The sequence below is a fragment of the Rhodococcus qingshengii JCM 15477 genome, assembly GCF_023221595.1.
Lineage (GTDB): Bacteria > Actinomycetota > Actinomycetes > Mycobacteriales > Mycobacteriaceae > Rhodococcus_F > Rhodococcus_F qingshengii.
On record NZ_CP096563.1, the window covers coordinates 3,227,385 to 3,241,136 of the forward strand.

Annotated in this window: 15 protein-coding genes and 1 riboswitch; of the genes, 8 read left to right on the top strand and 7 right to left on the bottom strand. The window is 64.2% G+C overall.

The annotated features are described in order from the left end of the window. Positions 1-33: 33 nt before the first annotated feature. The gene (locus M0639_RS14740; RefSeq protein WP_064074789.1) at positions 34-3,654 is read right to left on the bottom strand and encodes a cobaltochelatase subunit CobN; all 3,621 of its coding nucleotides are present in this window, start codon (positions 3,652-3,654) and stop codon (positions 34-36) included. Positions 3,655-3,693: 39 nt separating this feature from the next. Continuing rightward, a riboswitch (cobalamin riboswitch) is annotated at positions 3,694-3,826 on the bottom strand. Between the two features lie 51 nt (positions 3,827-3,877). Here M0639_RS14740 and cobG point away from each other — a divergent pair. The 8 genes from cobG (at position 3,878) to M0639_RS14780 (ending at position 9,052) form a co-directional block, all read left to right on the top strand. After that, positions 3,878-5,020, top strand: coding sequence for a precorrin-3B synthase (gene cobG / locus M0639_RS14745; RefSeq protein WP_064074790.1), 1,143 nt, complete (start codon positions 3,878-3,880; stop codon positions 5,018-5,020). A gap of 19 nt (positions 5,021-5,039) precedes the next feature. Then, positions 5,040-5,666, top strand: coding sequence for a precorrin-8X methylmutase (locus M0639_RS14750; protein ID WP_007729839.1), 627 nt, complete (start codon positions 5,040-5,042; stop codon positions 5,664-5,666). Further along, complete coding sequence (cobJ, locus tag M0639_RS14755) at positions 5,663-7,150, top strand: precorrin-3B C(17)-methyltransferase (RefSeq protein WP_064074791.1); 1,488 nt, start codon at positions 5,663-5,665, stop codon at positions 7,148-7,150. Before M0639_RS14750 ends, cobJ begins: the two co-directional genes overlap by 4 nt. Positions 7,151-7,176: 26 nt before the next feature. Continuing rightward, a complete protein-coding gene (locus tag M0639_RS14760; RefSeq protein WP_078377497.1) occupies positions 7,177-7,536 on the top strand; it encodes an HNH endonuclease in 360 nt (119 codons plus the stop codon). Next, positions 7,533-7,937, top strand: coding sequence for a nuclear transport factor 2 family protein (locus M0639_RS14765; protein ID WP_054802240.1), 405 nt, complete (start codon positions 7,533-7,535; stop codon positions 7,935-7,937). The genes M0639_RS14760 and M0639_RS14765 overlap by 4 nt, the downstream gene beginning before the upstream one ends. Continuing rightward, positions 7,934-8,173: a PLDc N-terminal domain-containing protein gene (locus tag M0639_RS14770; protein ID WP_003944835.1), complete on the top strand. Its 240-nt coding sequence runs from the start codon at positions 7,934-7,936 to the stop codon at positions 8,171-8,173. The genes M0639_RS14765 and M0639_RS14770 overlap by 4 nt, the downstream gene beginning before the upstream one ends. 77 nt (positions 8,174-8,250) lie before the next feature. After that, entirely contained in the window at positions 8,251-8,841 is a 591-nt protein-coding gene (locus M0639_RS14775; protein ID WP_064074792.1) for a dihydrofolate reductase family protein, read from the top strand. Positions 8,842-8,875: 34 nt separating this feature from the next. Next, a complete protein-coding gene (locus M0639_RS14780) occupies positions 8,876-9,052 on the top strand; it encodes a hypothetical protein (RefSeq protein WP_156525053.1) in 177 nt (58 codons plus the stop codon). A gap of 204 nt (positions 9,053-9,256) precedes the next feature. Here M0639_RS14780 and M0639_RS14785 read toward each other — a convergent pair whose 3' ends face one another. The 6 genes from M0639_RS14785 to M0639_RS14810 all read right to left on the bottom strand — a co-directional run bounded on the left by M0639_RS14785 (position 9,257) and on the right by M0639_RS14810 (position 13,739). Continuing rightward, positions 9,257-10,039: an alpha/beta hydrolase family protein gene (locus M0639_RS14785; RefSeq protein WP_064074793.1), complete on the bottom strand. Its 783-nt coding sequence runs from the start codon at positions 10,037-10,039 to the stop codon at positions 9,257-9,259. Between the two features lie 201 nt (positions 10,040-10,240). Continuing rightward, entirely contained in the window at positions 10,241-10,756 is a 516-nt protein-coding gene (locus tag M0639_RS14790) for a DUF1990 domain-containing protein (RefSeq protein ID WP_082893229.1), read from the bottom strand. After that, positions 10,756-11,115: a VOC family protein gene (locus M0639_RS14795; RefSeq protein WP_019748498.1), complete on the bottom strand. Its 360-nt coding sequence runs from the start codon at positions 11,113-11,115 to the stop codon at positions 10,756-10,758. The genes M0639_RS14790 and M0639_RS14795 overlap by 1 nt, the downstream gene beginning before the upstream one ends. 10 nt (positions 11,116-11,125) lie before the next feature. Continuing rightward, positions 11,126-11,767: a ScbR family autoregulator-binding transcription factor gene (locus M0639_RS14800; RefSeq protein WP_019748499.1), complete on the bottom strand. Its 642-nt coding sequence runs from the start codon at positions 11,765-11,767 to the stop codon at positions 11,126-11,128. Positions 11,768-11,926: 159 nt separating this feature from the next. Then, positions 11,927-12,847: a HAMP domain-containing protein gene (locus M0639_RS14805; RefSeq protein ID WP_007729850.1), complete on the bottom strand. Its 921-nt coding sequence runs from the start codon at positions 12,845-12,847 to the stop codon at positions 11,927-11,929. 145 nt (positions 12,848-12,992) lie between these two features. After that, a complete protein-coding gene (locus tag M0639_RS14810; protein WP_064074795.1) occupies positions 12,993-13,739 on the bottom strand; it encodes a cobalt-precorrin-6A reductase in 747 nt (248 codons plus the stop codon). Between the last annotated feature and the right edge of the window lie 13 nt (positions 13,740-13,752).

A 13,752-nucleotide genomic window follows, 5' to 3' on the forward strand; every position in this document is an offset into this window, starting at 1 on the left:
TCAGCGCCCGGATCTGCCGGTGATGCTCGAGGTCTACTCCCCCTCGAGCTCGCCTTCGGTTTCGAGGTACACCTGACGCAAGCCGTCGAGTGTCTTCTGCTCGGGGTGCTCCCACATGTTGCGCTCGGCGGCTTCGAGGAGCCGCTCGGCGATTCCGTGCAAGGCCCACGGGTTGGACTGCGTCATGAACTTCTGGTTCTGCTCGTCCAGAACGTAGGTCTCGGCGAGCTTTTCGTACATCCAGTCCGCGACCACGTTGGTGGTGGCGTCGTACCCGAAGAGGTAGTCGACCGTGGCCGCCATCTCGAACGCACCCTTGTACCCGTGACGGCGCATCGCGTCGAGCCAGCGGGGATTGACCACGCGCGCACGGAAGACACGTGCGGTCTCTTCCGAAAGTGTGCGTGTGCGAACCGATTCCGGCCGAGTGCTGTCGCCGATGTACGCCTCGGGCGACTTTCCGGTCAGCGCGCGCACGGTGGCAACCATGCCGCCGTGGTACTGGAAGTAGTCGTCCGAATCGGCGATGTCGTGCTCACGCGTGTCGGTGTTCTTGGCCGCCACGTTGATTCGACGGTATGCACTGCGCATGTCGTCGGCTGCCGGGATTCCGTCGAGCCCACGGCCGTACGCGAAGCCGCCCCAGTTGGTGTACACCTCGGCGAGGTCGTCGTCACCGCGCCAGGTCTTGGAGTCGATGAGTTGCAGCAGGCCGGCGCCGTAGGTTCCGGGCTTCGAACCGAAGATGCGGGTGGTCGCACGCCTGGCATCGCCGTGCTCGGCAAGGTCGGCCTGCGCGTGGGCGCGCACGTAGTTCTGCTCGTCCGTCTCGTCCAATGCGGCGACCAACTGAACAGCGTCGTCGAGCAGTGCGAGCACGTGCGGGAACGCATCACGGAAGAATCCGGAGATGCGGACGGTGACGTCAATGCGCGGGCGGCCGAGCTCGTCGAGATCGATGACCTCGAGGTTGACCACGCGTCGGCTTGCTTCGTCCCAGACAGGGCGAACACCGAGGAGCGCGAACACTTCGGCGATGTCGTCGCCGGAGGTACGCATGGCGGCGGTACCCCACACGGACAGACCCACCGAGCGCGGGTACTCGCCGTGATCGGCGAGATATCGAGCGGCGAGCGACTCGGCCATCGCCTGACCGGTCTCCCACGCCAGTCGTGAGGGAACTGCCTTGGGATCGACGGAGTAGAAGTTACGACCGGTGGGAAGCACGTTGATCAGGCCGCGCAGCGGTGACCCACTCGGGCCGGCGGCGATGAAGCCGCCGTCGAGCGCGTGCAGGACCTGCTTGATCTCGTTGTTCGTCTGTCGGAGGCGTGGAACCACTTCGGTGGCCGCGAACTGAAGGATCTTCACGACGGTCTCGTCGTCGCTGAGTTGTTCTGCCGCAGCGGGGTTCCAGTCGGCGTCGTACATGCCGCGAACCAGAGCGTGCGCCTTTTCCTCGACGTCGTCGACACGGTTGCGGGACTCGTCGCCGTCTTCGCTGAGCCCGAGAGCTTCGCGCAGACCAGGGACGCTCTGTTCGCCGCCCCACATCTGACGGGCACGGAGCATGGCCAGGACCAGTTCGATTTCGGCGTCGCCCTCGGGTGCGCGGCCGAGAATGTGCAGGCCGTCGCGGATCTGGACGTCCTTGATCTCACACAGCCAACCGTCGACGTGCAGGAGCATGTCGTCGAACACGTCTTCTTCGGGACGCTCCGCGAGGCCGAGGTCGTGGTCCATCTTGGCTGCCCGCATCAGCGTCCAGATCTGCTGGCGAATGGCCGGCAGCTTGGACGGGTCCAGTGCGGAGATGTTGGAGTGCTCGTCGAGCAGTTGCTCGAGACGGGAGATGTCGCCGTAGCTTTCGGCGCGGGCCATCGGCGGGATCAGGTGATCGACGAGAGTCGCGTGGGCGCGACGCTTTGCCTGTGTTCCTTCACCCGGGTCGTTGACGAGGAACGGGTAGATCAGCGGCAGGTCGCCCAGGGCCGCGTCGGTGCCGCAGTTGCTCGACATGCCGAGCGTCTTGCCCGGCAACCATTCGAGGTTTCCGTGCTTACCGAGGTGCACAACGGCGTCGGCGCCGAATCCGCCGTTGTCCGGTGTTGCAGCGATCCAGCGGTAGGCCGCGAGGTAGTGATGGCTTGGCGGCAGATCCGGGTCGTGGTAGATCGCGACGGGCTTTTCACCGAATCCCCGCGGCGGCTGGACCATGAGGACGATGTTGTTGAATCGCAGTGCCGCGATGACGATTTCGCCGTCGGGATCCTGCGAGCGGTCGACGTACAGCTCGCCGGGCGCTGCGCCCCAGTGCTCTTCGACACCGCTGCGCAGTTCCTCGGGCAGGGTGGCGAACCATTCGCGGTACTTCGCTGCCGAGATGCGGATCGGATTGCCCTCGAGCTGCTCGGCAGTGAGCCAGTCGGGATCCTGGCCGCCAGCCGCGATCAGGGCATGGATCAGCGCGTCGCCGTCCTTCGCCGCCAGGCCAGGAACTGCGTCCGGACCGTCGACCGGACCGAGGTCGTAACCGGCAGAACGCATTTCGGTGAGCAGGTCGATTGCGCTCGCCGGAGTATCGAGACCGACCGCGTTGCCGATGCGGGCGTGCTTGGTCGGGTACGCCGAGAGCATCAGAGCAACGCGACGCTCGGTGGTGGGAATGTGGCGCAGCTTGCCGTGACGGACCGCGATCCCGGCGACACGGGCGGCGCGCTCGACGTCGGGGACGTAGGTGGACAGTCCGTCGGAGTCGATTTCCTTGAAGGAGAACGGGACGGTGATTATGCGACCGTCGAACTCCGGCACAGCCACCTGCGTCGCGACGTCGAGAGGCGACAGTCCGTCGTCGTTCTCGTCCCAGGTGGCGCGGCTACTGGTCAGGCACAGCCCCTGCAGGATCGGGACGTCGAGTGCAGCGAGTGCTGCGACATCCCAGGCTTCGTCGTCCCCACCGGCGGACGCGGTGGCGGGCTTGGTGCCGCCGGCAGCGAGAACTGTCACGACCATGGCGTCGGCGCGGCGGAGCGTGCTCAGAAGTTCGGCTTCAGCTGTTCGCAGAGATGCACAGTAGATCGGGAGCGCGGTGCCACCGGCCTCGGCGACCGCGTCGCACAACGCCTGGATGTACCGGGTGTTGCCGGCCAAATGCTGAGCGCGGTAGTACAGAACTGCGATGACCGGACCGCTCGCCGAGTCGAGATCGGGCGCGAAATCAGCGATGCCCCAGGAAGGCAGGTGGGCCGGCGGCTCGAAACCGTGGCCGGTGAGCAGGACCGTGTCGGAAAGGAAGTGGTGCAGCTGTGCCAGATTCTGTGCGCCACCCTCAGCCAGGTAGTTGTGCGCCTCGGCAGCAACACCGGCGGAAACCGTCGAGCACTCCATGAGGTCGGCGTCCGGCGCGTGCTCGCCGCCGAGAACGACTACGGGGAGTCCGGAGGCGAGGACCATGTCCAGGCCGTCTTCCCAGCTGCGACGGCTGCCGAGGATACGAACGATCACGAGGTCGACGCCGTCGAGCAAGGGCGGCAAGTCCTCCGAGACCAGCAAGCGTGAGGGGTTGGCCCAGCGGTAGGAAACTCCGTCGCCGGCTTCCTGGCTGGCGCGGGCGCTCAGCAGATCGGTGTCGGACGTGGAGAGCAGAAGAATCACGGGTGAAGCCTTCCTGGGGTTTCGCGCCCCGTGGCACAGATCTGTCATCGACGGCGGTTGAGGGTCTGACTCGTGTTTCCGAGCGGAAACACGTCCCGCTCGAGCAACACTCACAGTGGCGCGACCGCACCGGACTTCCACCGGTTTCCTCAACTGCCGTCACTGGTGGTGGTGATGCTACCGGTCCGCAGAAGGCACTCATGACAGGTCGTACCCTGGAGCCATGCCCACGGACCGTTCACAGCCAGACGCGTGCCCGGGTGCACTGCAAGTTCACCACGCCGCCGACGGCGCACTGGCTCGCGTGCGCCTACCCGGCGGACTCCTCACCCCCACCCAGTTGCAGACGCTCGCCGACGCGGCGCGCGATCTCGGCAACGGGCAGATGGAACTCACCTCGAGGGGCAACGTACAACTGCGCTCGGTCTCGGACCCCGAAGCCTTCGCATCGCGAATCGCTTCGGCCGGTCTGCTGCCGTCAGCGACGCACGAGCGAGTGCGCAACATCCTCGCGTCCCCACTGTCCGGCCGTATCGGGGGCGTCGCCGACATTCGTGAACTGGTCCACCGTCTCGATTCGGCGATCCAAGCGGATCAAGCATTGGCAGATCTGCCAGGGCGAACCCTGTTCACCCTCGACGACGGGCGCGGAGACATCAGCGGGCTTCGGGGCGATTTCGGACTCCACGCACTCAGCGCCACCGAGCATTCACTGGTGCTCGCCGGTCACCACACCACTCATCGTGTACAGGCGGACGACGCCGTCGAATTGCTCCTCGCGGCGGCCCGATCATTCCTCGACGTCCGCGACAAGCACTGGCGCCTGGCCGAGGTTCCGGACGGAATCGAACGCACCCTCGAGCAGCTGGGTCTGAGCGCCGAGTCCACCGTTGCGGCGGACCTCACGCCGGATGCACGGCCCACTATCGGCTGGCTCGAGCAGCGCGACGGGACCGTAGCTCTGGGCGGCGGCCTGCGATTCGGGCTGCTCGACGCTCGGCTGGCCGAGTTCCTCGCCGCCGTCGACAAGCCCGTCGTCGTGACGCCCTGGCGATCGGTGCATATCTTCGACCTCGACGAATGGGCAGCCGAGCAGGTAGTCCGGGTGCTGGCACCCATGGGGTTGATCTTCGACGAGAACTCACCGTGGCTCGAGGTCACCGCCTGCACCGGAAGCCCGGGATGCGAGAAGTCGCTCGCCGATGTGCGCACCGACGCAATCACCGCCGTCGAGCAGGCAGAACTGCCTGTCGTCGGGCGCCAGCACTGGGCCGGGTGCGACCGCAGCTGCGGACGTCCCCGCGGGGACGTAGCGGATGTGATTGCGACGGGTGACGGTTACCGGGTGAATCCGGCCGATCGGTGATGCCTCTATCGTGTGGCACATGATCGAGTACATCCGTGACGGCGCGGAAATCTATCGCCAGTCCTTTGCCACCATTCGGGCCGAAGCCGACCTGAGCCGTTTCCCGGCGGATGTCTCGCAAGCTGTAGTGCGCATGATTCATGCAAGTGGCCAGGTCGATCTCGTCGACGACGTCGCCTTCACACCCGGTGTCGTCTCGGCTGCGCGCGCAGCTCTGCGCGACGGCGCGCCGATTTTCTGCGACGCTCAGATGGTGGCTGCCGGCATCACGCGCAAGCGTCTGCCCGCCGGTAACGACGTCATCTGCACCCTCGGCGATCCGCGGGTTCCCGTGCTGGCGTCGACCATCGACAACACTCGCTCGGCGGCTGCTCTCGAACTGTGGGGAGCCAAGCTCGAGGGCGCTGTTGTCGCGATCGGAAACGCACCCACCGCACTGTTCCATCTCCTGAACCTCATCGAAGCCGGCGCACCCCGTCCGGCCGCCATCGTCGGTGGTCCGGTCGGCTTCATCGGCGCTGCCGAGTCGAAGGAAGCCCTCATCGAACACGCCAGCGGGATCGATCATCTCGTTCTCCGCGGTCGACGCGGCGGCAGCGCGATCACCGCGGCCGTCGTCAATGCGATTGCGAGCGAAGTCGAATGAGTGCAGGCAAGCTCTGGGGTGTCGGTATCGGCCCCGGGGATCCCGAATTGGTGACCGTCAAGGCCGCCCGCGTCATCGGCGAGGCCGATGTGGTTGCGTTCCACTCCGCGCGGCACGGCAAGAGCATCTCCCGCGGAGTTGCAGCGCCGTACATGCGCGAAGGACAGATCGAAGAACACCTCGTCTACCCCGTGACCACAGAGACCGTTGATCATCCCGGCGGATACCAGGGCGCGATGGACGAGTTCTACGAAGCGGCTGCCGAACGGCTGGCAGTTCACCTCGCGGCCGGTCGAACCGTCGCGTTGCTCGCCGCCGGCGATCCACTCTTCTACAGCTCCTACATGCACATGCACAAGAGGCTGGCCGATCGCTTCGACGCCGAGGTGATTCCCGGCGTCACCTCCGTCAGCGCGGCATCTGCTGCACTCGGAAAGCCGCTGGTCGAGGGTGAAGAAATCCTGACGATCCTACCCGGAACATTGCCGCAGGCTGAGCTGACCAGGCGGCTCAAGGAAACCGACGCCGCGGCCATCCTCAAGCTCGGACGTACCTTCCCACCGGTCCTCCAATCGCTCGAGGATTCCGGCCGCTTGGATGAAGCGCACTACGTCGAGCGCGCGAGCACCACACGTCAACGCGTCGAATCCGCTGCCGAGGTCGACCCGGACGGAGTTCCGTACTTCTCGATCGCCATCGTTCCGAGCCCGTCGAACAACCCTCGACCTGCAACCGAATCCCGCGGCGAGGTGGTCGTGGTCGGACTCGGGCCGGGCGACACCGCCTGGACCACACCTGAAGTGGCGCATGAGCTTTCGTTCGCAACCGACCTCGTCGGCTACGGCCCGTACGTCGATCGCGTGCCGACGCGTCCGGGCCAGCGGCGCCATTCCAGCGACAACCGCGTCGAAGCCGAACGCGCCGCGATGGCGTTGGACCTGGCGAAGAACGGCGCCCGTGTAGCTGTCGTCTCGTCGGGAGATCCCGGCGTATTCGCCATGGCTGCAGCAGTTCTCGAAGTTGCCGCCGAAGACCAGTGGCGCGGGGTCCCGGTCCGCATCCTTCCCGGCATGACGGCGGCAAACGCTGTCGCCAGTCGCGTCGGCGCTCCCCTCGGGCACGACTATGCGGTGCTCTCGTTGTCTGATCGCCTCAAGCCGTGGGATGTCGTCGCTCGCCGTATCTCGGCAGTTGCAGCCGCAGACATGGCATTTGCGGTATACAACCCGGCGTCGAAGTCCCGGACGTGGCAGGTCCAAGCCATGAAGGACCTCGTGCTCGAGCACCGCTCCCCCGAGACTCCTGTTGTCATCGGGCGCGATGTTGCCGGCGCCGAGGAATCAGTTCGCGTCGTAACCCTCGGCGAGCTCGAGCCTTCCGAGATCGACATGCGGACGCTGCTGATCGTCGGATCGTCGATGACGACGGTCGTCGAAACCGGTTCGGGCCGTCAGGTGTTCACCCCGCGGCGCTACCCGGAGTGAACGCCGCACGGCGATAGCATGGCGTCATGCCCGTCAACCGGACCCGGAAAGCAAGATACGCGCGTAAACGGAAACGCCGGATGGATCTGGTGGAGCACGATCTGTCCGTCGAGCAGTGGTCCGCGCTCAAAGCGGCCTGGGGTGGCTGCGCGTACTGCGGCGAGCCGGACGAGTCGCCGCAACGTGACTGCGTGCTGGCGATCTCCCGCGGTGGGCGCTACACACTCGACAACATCGCACCGGCGTGCCGCTCGTGCAATGCGAGCAAATGCAACAGCGAGGTCACTCTCTGGTTGCGGCGCAAGGGGTATGACGAGAAGGCCTTCCTCCTGCGCCACGCGGAGATAGGTATCGAGATGAGGGCGCAGTTCTCGGAGCAGTCGTGACGACTCCGCACGAGTTGCGCCCGATCCTCGACGAGTTGATGGAGTTCGAACCTCTGTTTCACCGAACTCGAGTAGCGATGTCACGAGACGAGTTCGATGCGGTCGTCGACCCGGAGTTCCGGGAGATCGGAGCCTCGGGTGCGCGATACACCCGCGATTACGTGCAATCGGTAATCGCGAGCCGGCGACTCCGCTGCGAAGTGAACGACGCCGCCGAACTCGGATGGAGGGTTGACCGACCCGCGCTGAGCCGGATTGCACCTGACACGTATCTGGTGACGTACCGGCTGGCGCAAGCGCAACGAGTTACCGAGCGATCATCCATCTGGCGGTTCACCGAGAATCGATGGAGCGTGTTGTTTCATCAAGGCACAGTCATCGAAAGTGGTTTGGAAGCGTGAACGAATCGACCCCCAACCCCACCATTCCGCTTTGGATGGACATCACCTTCACCGCCTTCGTTCTTGCCTGGATCTTCATCACGATTAGCGCGCTCGTGGCGATCGTGCGCACCGACTTCGAACGCTCGGGCGGCAAATTCTGGTGGTCGGCACTGGTGATCGCGGTGCCTGTACTCGGTGCGCTCGTCTGGTTACTGTTCGGTCGACCCCCGCGTGACTCCAGGTCCCGAACCTGATCTACACCGACGGCCCGGCAGTAGTCTGAGTACGGTCCGGTGCTGTCACTCTGCGCCTATCAGGGGAGAACAACGAGATGAGACCACTTCGATACTCGATCAACGTCACACTCGACGGCTGCTGCCATCACGAGGCGGGGCTCCCACCCGACGAGGAGTCGATGCGCTACTGGACCGCTCAGATGGAACGAGCCGATGCCTTGCTGTTCGGCCGGGTGACCTACGAGATGATGGAGTCGGCGTGGCGGCGGCCCGCAACGGGCACATGGCCTGACTGGATGGACGAGTGGGAGATCCCGTTCGCCCAGGCCATGGACCGGGCGAAGAAGTACGTCGTGTCGAACACGCTGAGCGGGGTCGATTGGAATGCCGAACTCGTGCAAGGCGACTTGGGGCCAGTGATTCTACGGCTCAAGGAGCAGCCCGGCGAAGGCCTGTGGGTTGGCGGCGTAACACTCCCCCTGGCATTGGCAGACCTGGGACTGATCGACGAGTACGAGTTCGTTGTGCAACCGGTCCTCGCCGGACAGGGACCGACGTTGCTCGCCGGTCTGCGCAAGCGCATCCAACTCGAACTCGTCGATCGCCACGAGTTCCAGTCGGGTGCAGTCGCCGTGCGATATCGGCCCACTCAAGTACCGCCCCCAGGTCAGGTATCGGACGGTTAGTCGACGCATGGCTGGACATGCGCGGTTGAAAGACATGTCGTCGCCTCAACTCGGACGCGAGAAGAGTTTCCAGTCATGCTCGATGTTCGGTATTGACCGGACACTCGGCACAGCACGAGCATTAGCCACCGAAGTTCTCCGGACAATCCTCAACGAGATCGAAGCATCGAACTGGATCACGAACAAGTTCGTTCCGCCCGGCGGACCGTAAGGACCACTCGTCGCTATCGAACACTCTGGCCCCCTATTCCACGGGCACTGCACCTCGAGCTGTAAGCACCCCCGGTCGAGGGCCATGCTTGCGCGCGCCCTCGCGCGCCTCAACAAAAATGGCCAAGCTGGACGGCTACTAGCGAGCGAAGGATCAAAATCGTATCGGCGTCCGACACAGGCCGGACGCCGATACGTGTTCACGTCAGCTCACAGGAGCGCCACCGCTCCCGCCGAGGTGGCGGACGAAGAACTGAGCCGAACTGTCGCGCTCGTAGTCGGGCACCGGATAGTGCCTGCCCGAGTAGGCGTGCAGCGTCTTCTCCGTCGAGCCGAAGGCATCGAACAACGCTACCCCTGACGTGCGGTCGTAATCCTTGTCGTCCCATGGGATCCGGTACTCGGCTGGGACCGTGAGCTTTCGTGCCGCTTCGATGAGGGAGTCGTCCACAAAAACTCCACCGAAGCTCACGGCAGCGATCCTGGATTCGACCGGGGCCAACATCAGCCCGGTCACGACCCCTAGCGACACGCCGCCAAAGCCGATCGGAGCGTCGGCGTCGACGTCGGGCAGCGTTTGCAGAGCGTCGATTGTCCGCTGCCATTCCGGCACTGCACGCTCCGCCAGCGATCGGTTGTACTCGACGACGATCGGAGCGATCGACTCGTGGGCCGCCCTAGCCTGGTGGATCGCCTCGACCCACTGTTCGTCCTGTGTGTTCCGCGGCCGATCGCCATGTCCGGGCGCGTCGATCGCGGCGACTGCGAACCCGTGGGAGCTCACACTGTGGAGTGCGCTGGCAACCAGTCCCGGCGCCTTCTTGTGCATGCCGCCGGAGTGCCCGGACAGCAGAAGTGGTGATCCGACGGATCCGGATGGCGGTGACCAGAGCACGCCGGTGATGTCGTCTACAACGAAATGGCGTTCGATGGCACCGTTCGACGTTGTCTCGGAGGTGAATTCGATGGTCTGAGAATTGGATTGCATGGTGTTACCTTTCGGGATTGCCTACTCGAGGCGCTCCCGGCGACACCTACGTCAATCGCCGATCCGTGAACACGAGTGGGAGCACCCACATGGTTACAGCGTTCATGGGTCTCACCTCCTGGCGTGTTGTCACGGTCTCGCACAAGCTATCAACCCGAACCGAAGCTCGTCCAATCATTTTTCCAGCGCGCCCGGCAGCGGTCATACCCGCGATCGGGCGACGCTCTGGCGGACGGCACGGATGTAGCGGCGCGTGACAAACGCCTGTACTCGACGTCCGATCGGAGCACCGAGACGCACCCACCACGTTCCGGGCTTGGAGAACGCCACGATCTCGATGCGAACCTCATTGCTGCTCTCGTCGAACTGGACGACAAACAATTCCTCCCCGCATTCGGGGTGGCCCGCGCGGGTTCCGTACGCGAAGCCCTTGCGAGTGGGTTCGTCTACGACATAGACGATCCGAACGGGGATAGTTACCGGACCGAGTCCGAAGGTCGCATCCTGACCTGCCACGGCGGTCGGGGCTGCCGTCCGTACGGCCAGTCCGGCTCCGCGGTGCATTCCCCAATTCGCGACGGTTCGAGCGGCAACCTCGAAATCCTCCCGTCCGGATCCGACCGTCGCGCTCTCGTGAACGTGGTGATAGCCGGCGGGGAGAACGCCTGACGTTGCGCCCACCTCGAGGTACGTCAGCCCGCCCGGGCGGGACGCCATCATTGCTCGCGTCGGTGGCTGAGGATGTTGATCACGTGGCCGTCGGGGTCGGCAGCGAAGAACCTGCGGACCCCCCACGGCTCCTCGGTGACGGGATAGACGATGGTGTCGCCGCGCTGCACCGCGGCCTCGTACGCCGCGTCGAGATCATCCACCTCGACGGAGACGTCCGGTACTACGGGCGCATGAGCGTCGTGCGTCATGACGCTGATCTGCAATGACGGATCCGTCGGCGAAGCCAACGTCACGATCCACCCGTGATCCATGACAACTTCGAGGCCCAGCACTTCGGTGTAGAAGCGCTGCGCGGCCTCGAGCGAACTACTCGACAGATCCGAAACTATCCGCGTGACGGCCATGTCCCGCAGGTTACGCCGCCGCCGGAGTCCACCGCGACTTGACGAGGCGCTCGATGTCACCGGAAAGTTCGTCGCTGACGATCCCCGGAAGCAGGATCTGCCACATCTCGTCGACACGATCCGGAAGATCCGAGCGTCGGGTGAGAACATTCGAAACCAGCTGTACCCCCGTGAATGCCGAGGGCATGAACCTGCCGAACGATTCTGCGCTGACCGATTTTCGGATTTCACCTTCCGCCTGAGCCCTGGCGGTGAGATCGGTGATTGCCGAGATCCATTCGGCGTACGGTTCCACCGGCCCCTCGTACGTGCTCAGTTCCAGCGTGAGGCGAATGCCCGCGCGAACGATCGGCTCGTCGACAATCTGGCGTGCCATTTCGTGCGTGAGCATGATCATCTGTTCCAACGGGTCCTTGCCCGTCGCGGAAATCGCCTGCACCGACTCGATCGAGAGCCGATGCTGTTCGGCAATGATGAACTGCGCGAGCTCGTCCTTCGACGCGAAATGGAAATACAACGCGCCCTTGGTAGTACCGGCCCCCGAGACTATGTCGGCCATGCTGGTGCTGCCGTAACCAGTCTTCTCGAACTGCGCGGCCGCGCCGGCAACGATTTGCTGCCGAGTCAGCTCGGCGCGTGCTTGCTTGACCACTGAATCCCTCTCGTCCTCCAAAGGCCCCCGCCCAGCAAACCCCACGGTTCGCGCCACACTCCAGCTATACCCAAAAACTTCACAATTGCCCCACATTACCAGCGCTCCTTCCATTGCTTCAATTACGAATGCAACAAAGTCGCTGGTCAGACGTCCGATTTAGAGGGAATCTCCTCTCCCCAACGTGCTTTCGTCAACCCGCGCACGGTCCACCAACTCTCCGACGAGGAGCGTCAACTCCATCATCTGGTCGGTGATTTCCTCACGCAGCTGCGTTGCATCCGCCTCGGAAATCGCGCCGGACTTGGTATCGAAAGACATCAACAACTCGATATTGGTGCGAAGTGCAGTCAAAGGAGCCAGAAGGTCCTGGCCCGCTTCGGTGATCAGACTTCTCTGGCGTGCCCGCGATTCCGACAACGTCCCGAGCATCCGATTGAAACTGACTGTCAACGACGCCAACTCGTCGTCACCGGTCACCGGGATCGGCGCAAGATCATCCGTTTCGGCGACCCGCCGCGTCGCCGCAGTAAGTCGCGCGATCGGCCGTAATCCTGTGCGTGCCACAGCATCTCCGGCCGCGTAAGCTAGGGCGATTCCGGCCGCCCCGAGTGCCGCCAACACCACTGCCAGTCGCTTGAGTACCGAACGCGTCGGCCCCAGGGATTGCGCGACAACCAAAGTCTGGCCCGCAACCGAGGGCTCGACAAGAATTCGATACGCATCAACCGTCGCGATTGTCTGCGACGAATTGCCGTCTGCGATCGACCTGATGGCGTCTGCGCTCGTGCTGAACGGCGGCAGACCGGGAGTCGCCGTCACCAAGGCGCCGTCGGCAGTAAGAAGCCCCACCGCCTGGATGACCGCTGTATCCGCGCCGGCCGTCAATCCCAGAACCGGTGTGACACCGCCGAAATTGACGGTGTCGGTGATCGCGTCACTCGTGCGCTCGAGTTGCCGATCGACGTTGCCTTGCAAATACGCGTTGAACACTATGTACACCGCCGACGCCGACACGATCACCGCGATCGCCACCAGGCCTGCAGTCAGCAATTTCACGCGAGCATGGAGCGTCCGCACGTGAATTCCCGATGGTTTTCGACGGCTCATTCCGGGAACCGACACTCTCATGCGCGGTCCCGCAGTGCGGCGTCGAAAAATCCCAACATCCCTCCAGTATGGTCACGGAACCTTAGACGAACCTGAAGCGAACGCGATGTCGGCCTCACAGCGCCGTTCCACGACCGAAAGCCGTGAGCCAGTCCATCGCCTCGGCCTCGGTATCGAATGCCGGGACGGTCGCCGGGATCGGTGGTCGTTCGACGACGATCACCGGGATCGACAATTGCCTGGCTGCGGCGATCTTTGCGTACGTCTGCTCGCCGCCACTGTTCTTGGTGATCACGACGTCGATGCTGTGAGTTCGCATCAGATCGACTTCCGCTTCGATGTCGAATGGACCACGTGCGAGCAGCAATTGCGAGTGAGGCGGCAAGGTCCCCGAAGGCGGATCGATCGAGCGCACGAGAAACGTGACGCTCTTCACGCGGTCGAACGCCGAAACTCCTTGCCTCCCGATCGTCAGAAAAGCGCGTGAGCCGACCGTCGGCACCAACTCTGCGGCGTGATCGAGATCGTGTGCCGGAAGCCAAGTGTCACCGAGTTGCTCGCGCCAGGGCGGGCGTCGGTACATGGCGTACGGCACGGAATTCGCAAGGCACGCTTCGAACGCATTCTGGGTGATGCGAGCGGCAAACGGATGCGTGGCGTCGAGCACTGCACGAATATCATTGGCCGACAACCACTCCGACAGCCCTTCGGCTCCCCCGAACCCGCCGATACGCACTTCCCCCTCGGGCCATCGAGGATCACGAACCCGGCCGGCCAGCGATGTGACAACCTCGAGGTCGGCTGAACCGGCCAAGCGAGAAGCGATCACTCGACCTTCGCCTGTGCCGCCGAGCAGGAGCACGCGACGACGAGTA

What these genes read in the sequence shown, in the direction of transcription:
- cobG (WP_064074790.1), top strand. Translation starts at nt 3,878, where the DNA reads ATGCCCACGGACCGTTCACAGCCAGACGCGTGCCCGGGTGCACTGCAA.
- M0639_RS14750 (WP_007729839.1), top strand. Translation starts at nt 5,040, where the DNA reads ATGATCGAGTACATCCGTGACGGCGCGGAAATCTATCGCCAGTCCTTT.
- cobJ (WP_064074791.1), top strand. Translation starts at nt 5,663, where the DNA reads ATGAGTGCAGGCAAGCTCTGGGGTGTCGGTATCGGCCCCGGGGATCCC.
- M0639_RS14760 (WP_078377497.1), top strand. Translation starts at nt 7,177, where the DNA reads ATGCCCGTCAACCGGACCCGGAAAGCAAGATACGCGCGTAAACGGAAA.
- M0639_RS14775 (WP_064074792.1), top strand. Translation starts at nt 8,251, where the DNA reads ATGAGACCACTTCGATACTCGATCAACGTCACACTCGACGGCTGCTGC.
- M0639_RS14780 (WP_156525053.1), top strand. Translation starts at nt 8,876, where the DNA reads ATGTCGTCGCCTCAACTCGGACGCGAGAAGAGTTTCCAGTCATGCTCG.
- M0639_RS14785 (WP_064074793.1), bottom strand. Translation starts at nt 10,039, where the DNA reads ATGCAATCCAATTCTCAGACCATCGAATTCACCTCCGAGACAACGTCG.
- M0639_RS14790 (WP_082893229.1), bottom strand. Translation starts at nt 10,756, where the DNA reads ATGGCGTCCCGCCCGGGCGGGCTGACGTACCTCGAGGTGGGCGCAACG.
- M0639_RS14795 (WP_019748498.1), bottom strand. Translation starts at nt 11,115, where the DNA reads ATGGCCGTCACGCGGATAGTTTCGGATCTGTCGAGTAGTTCGCTCGAG.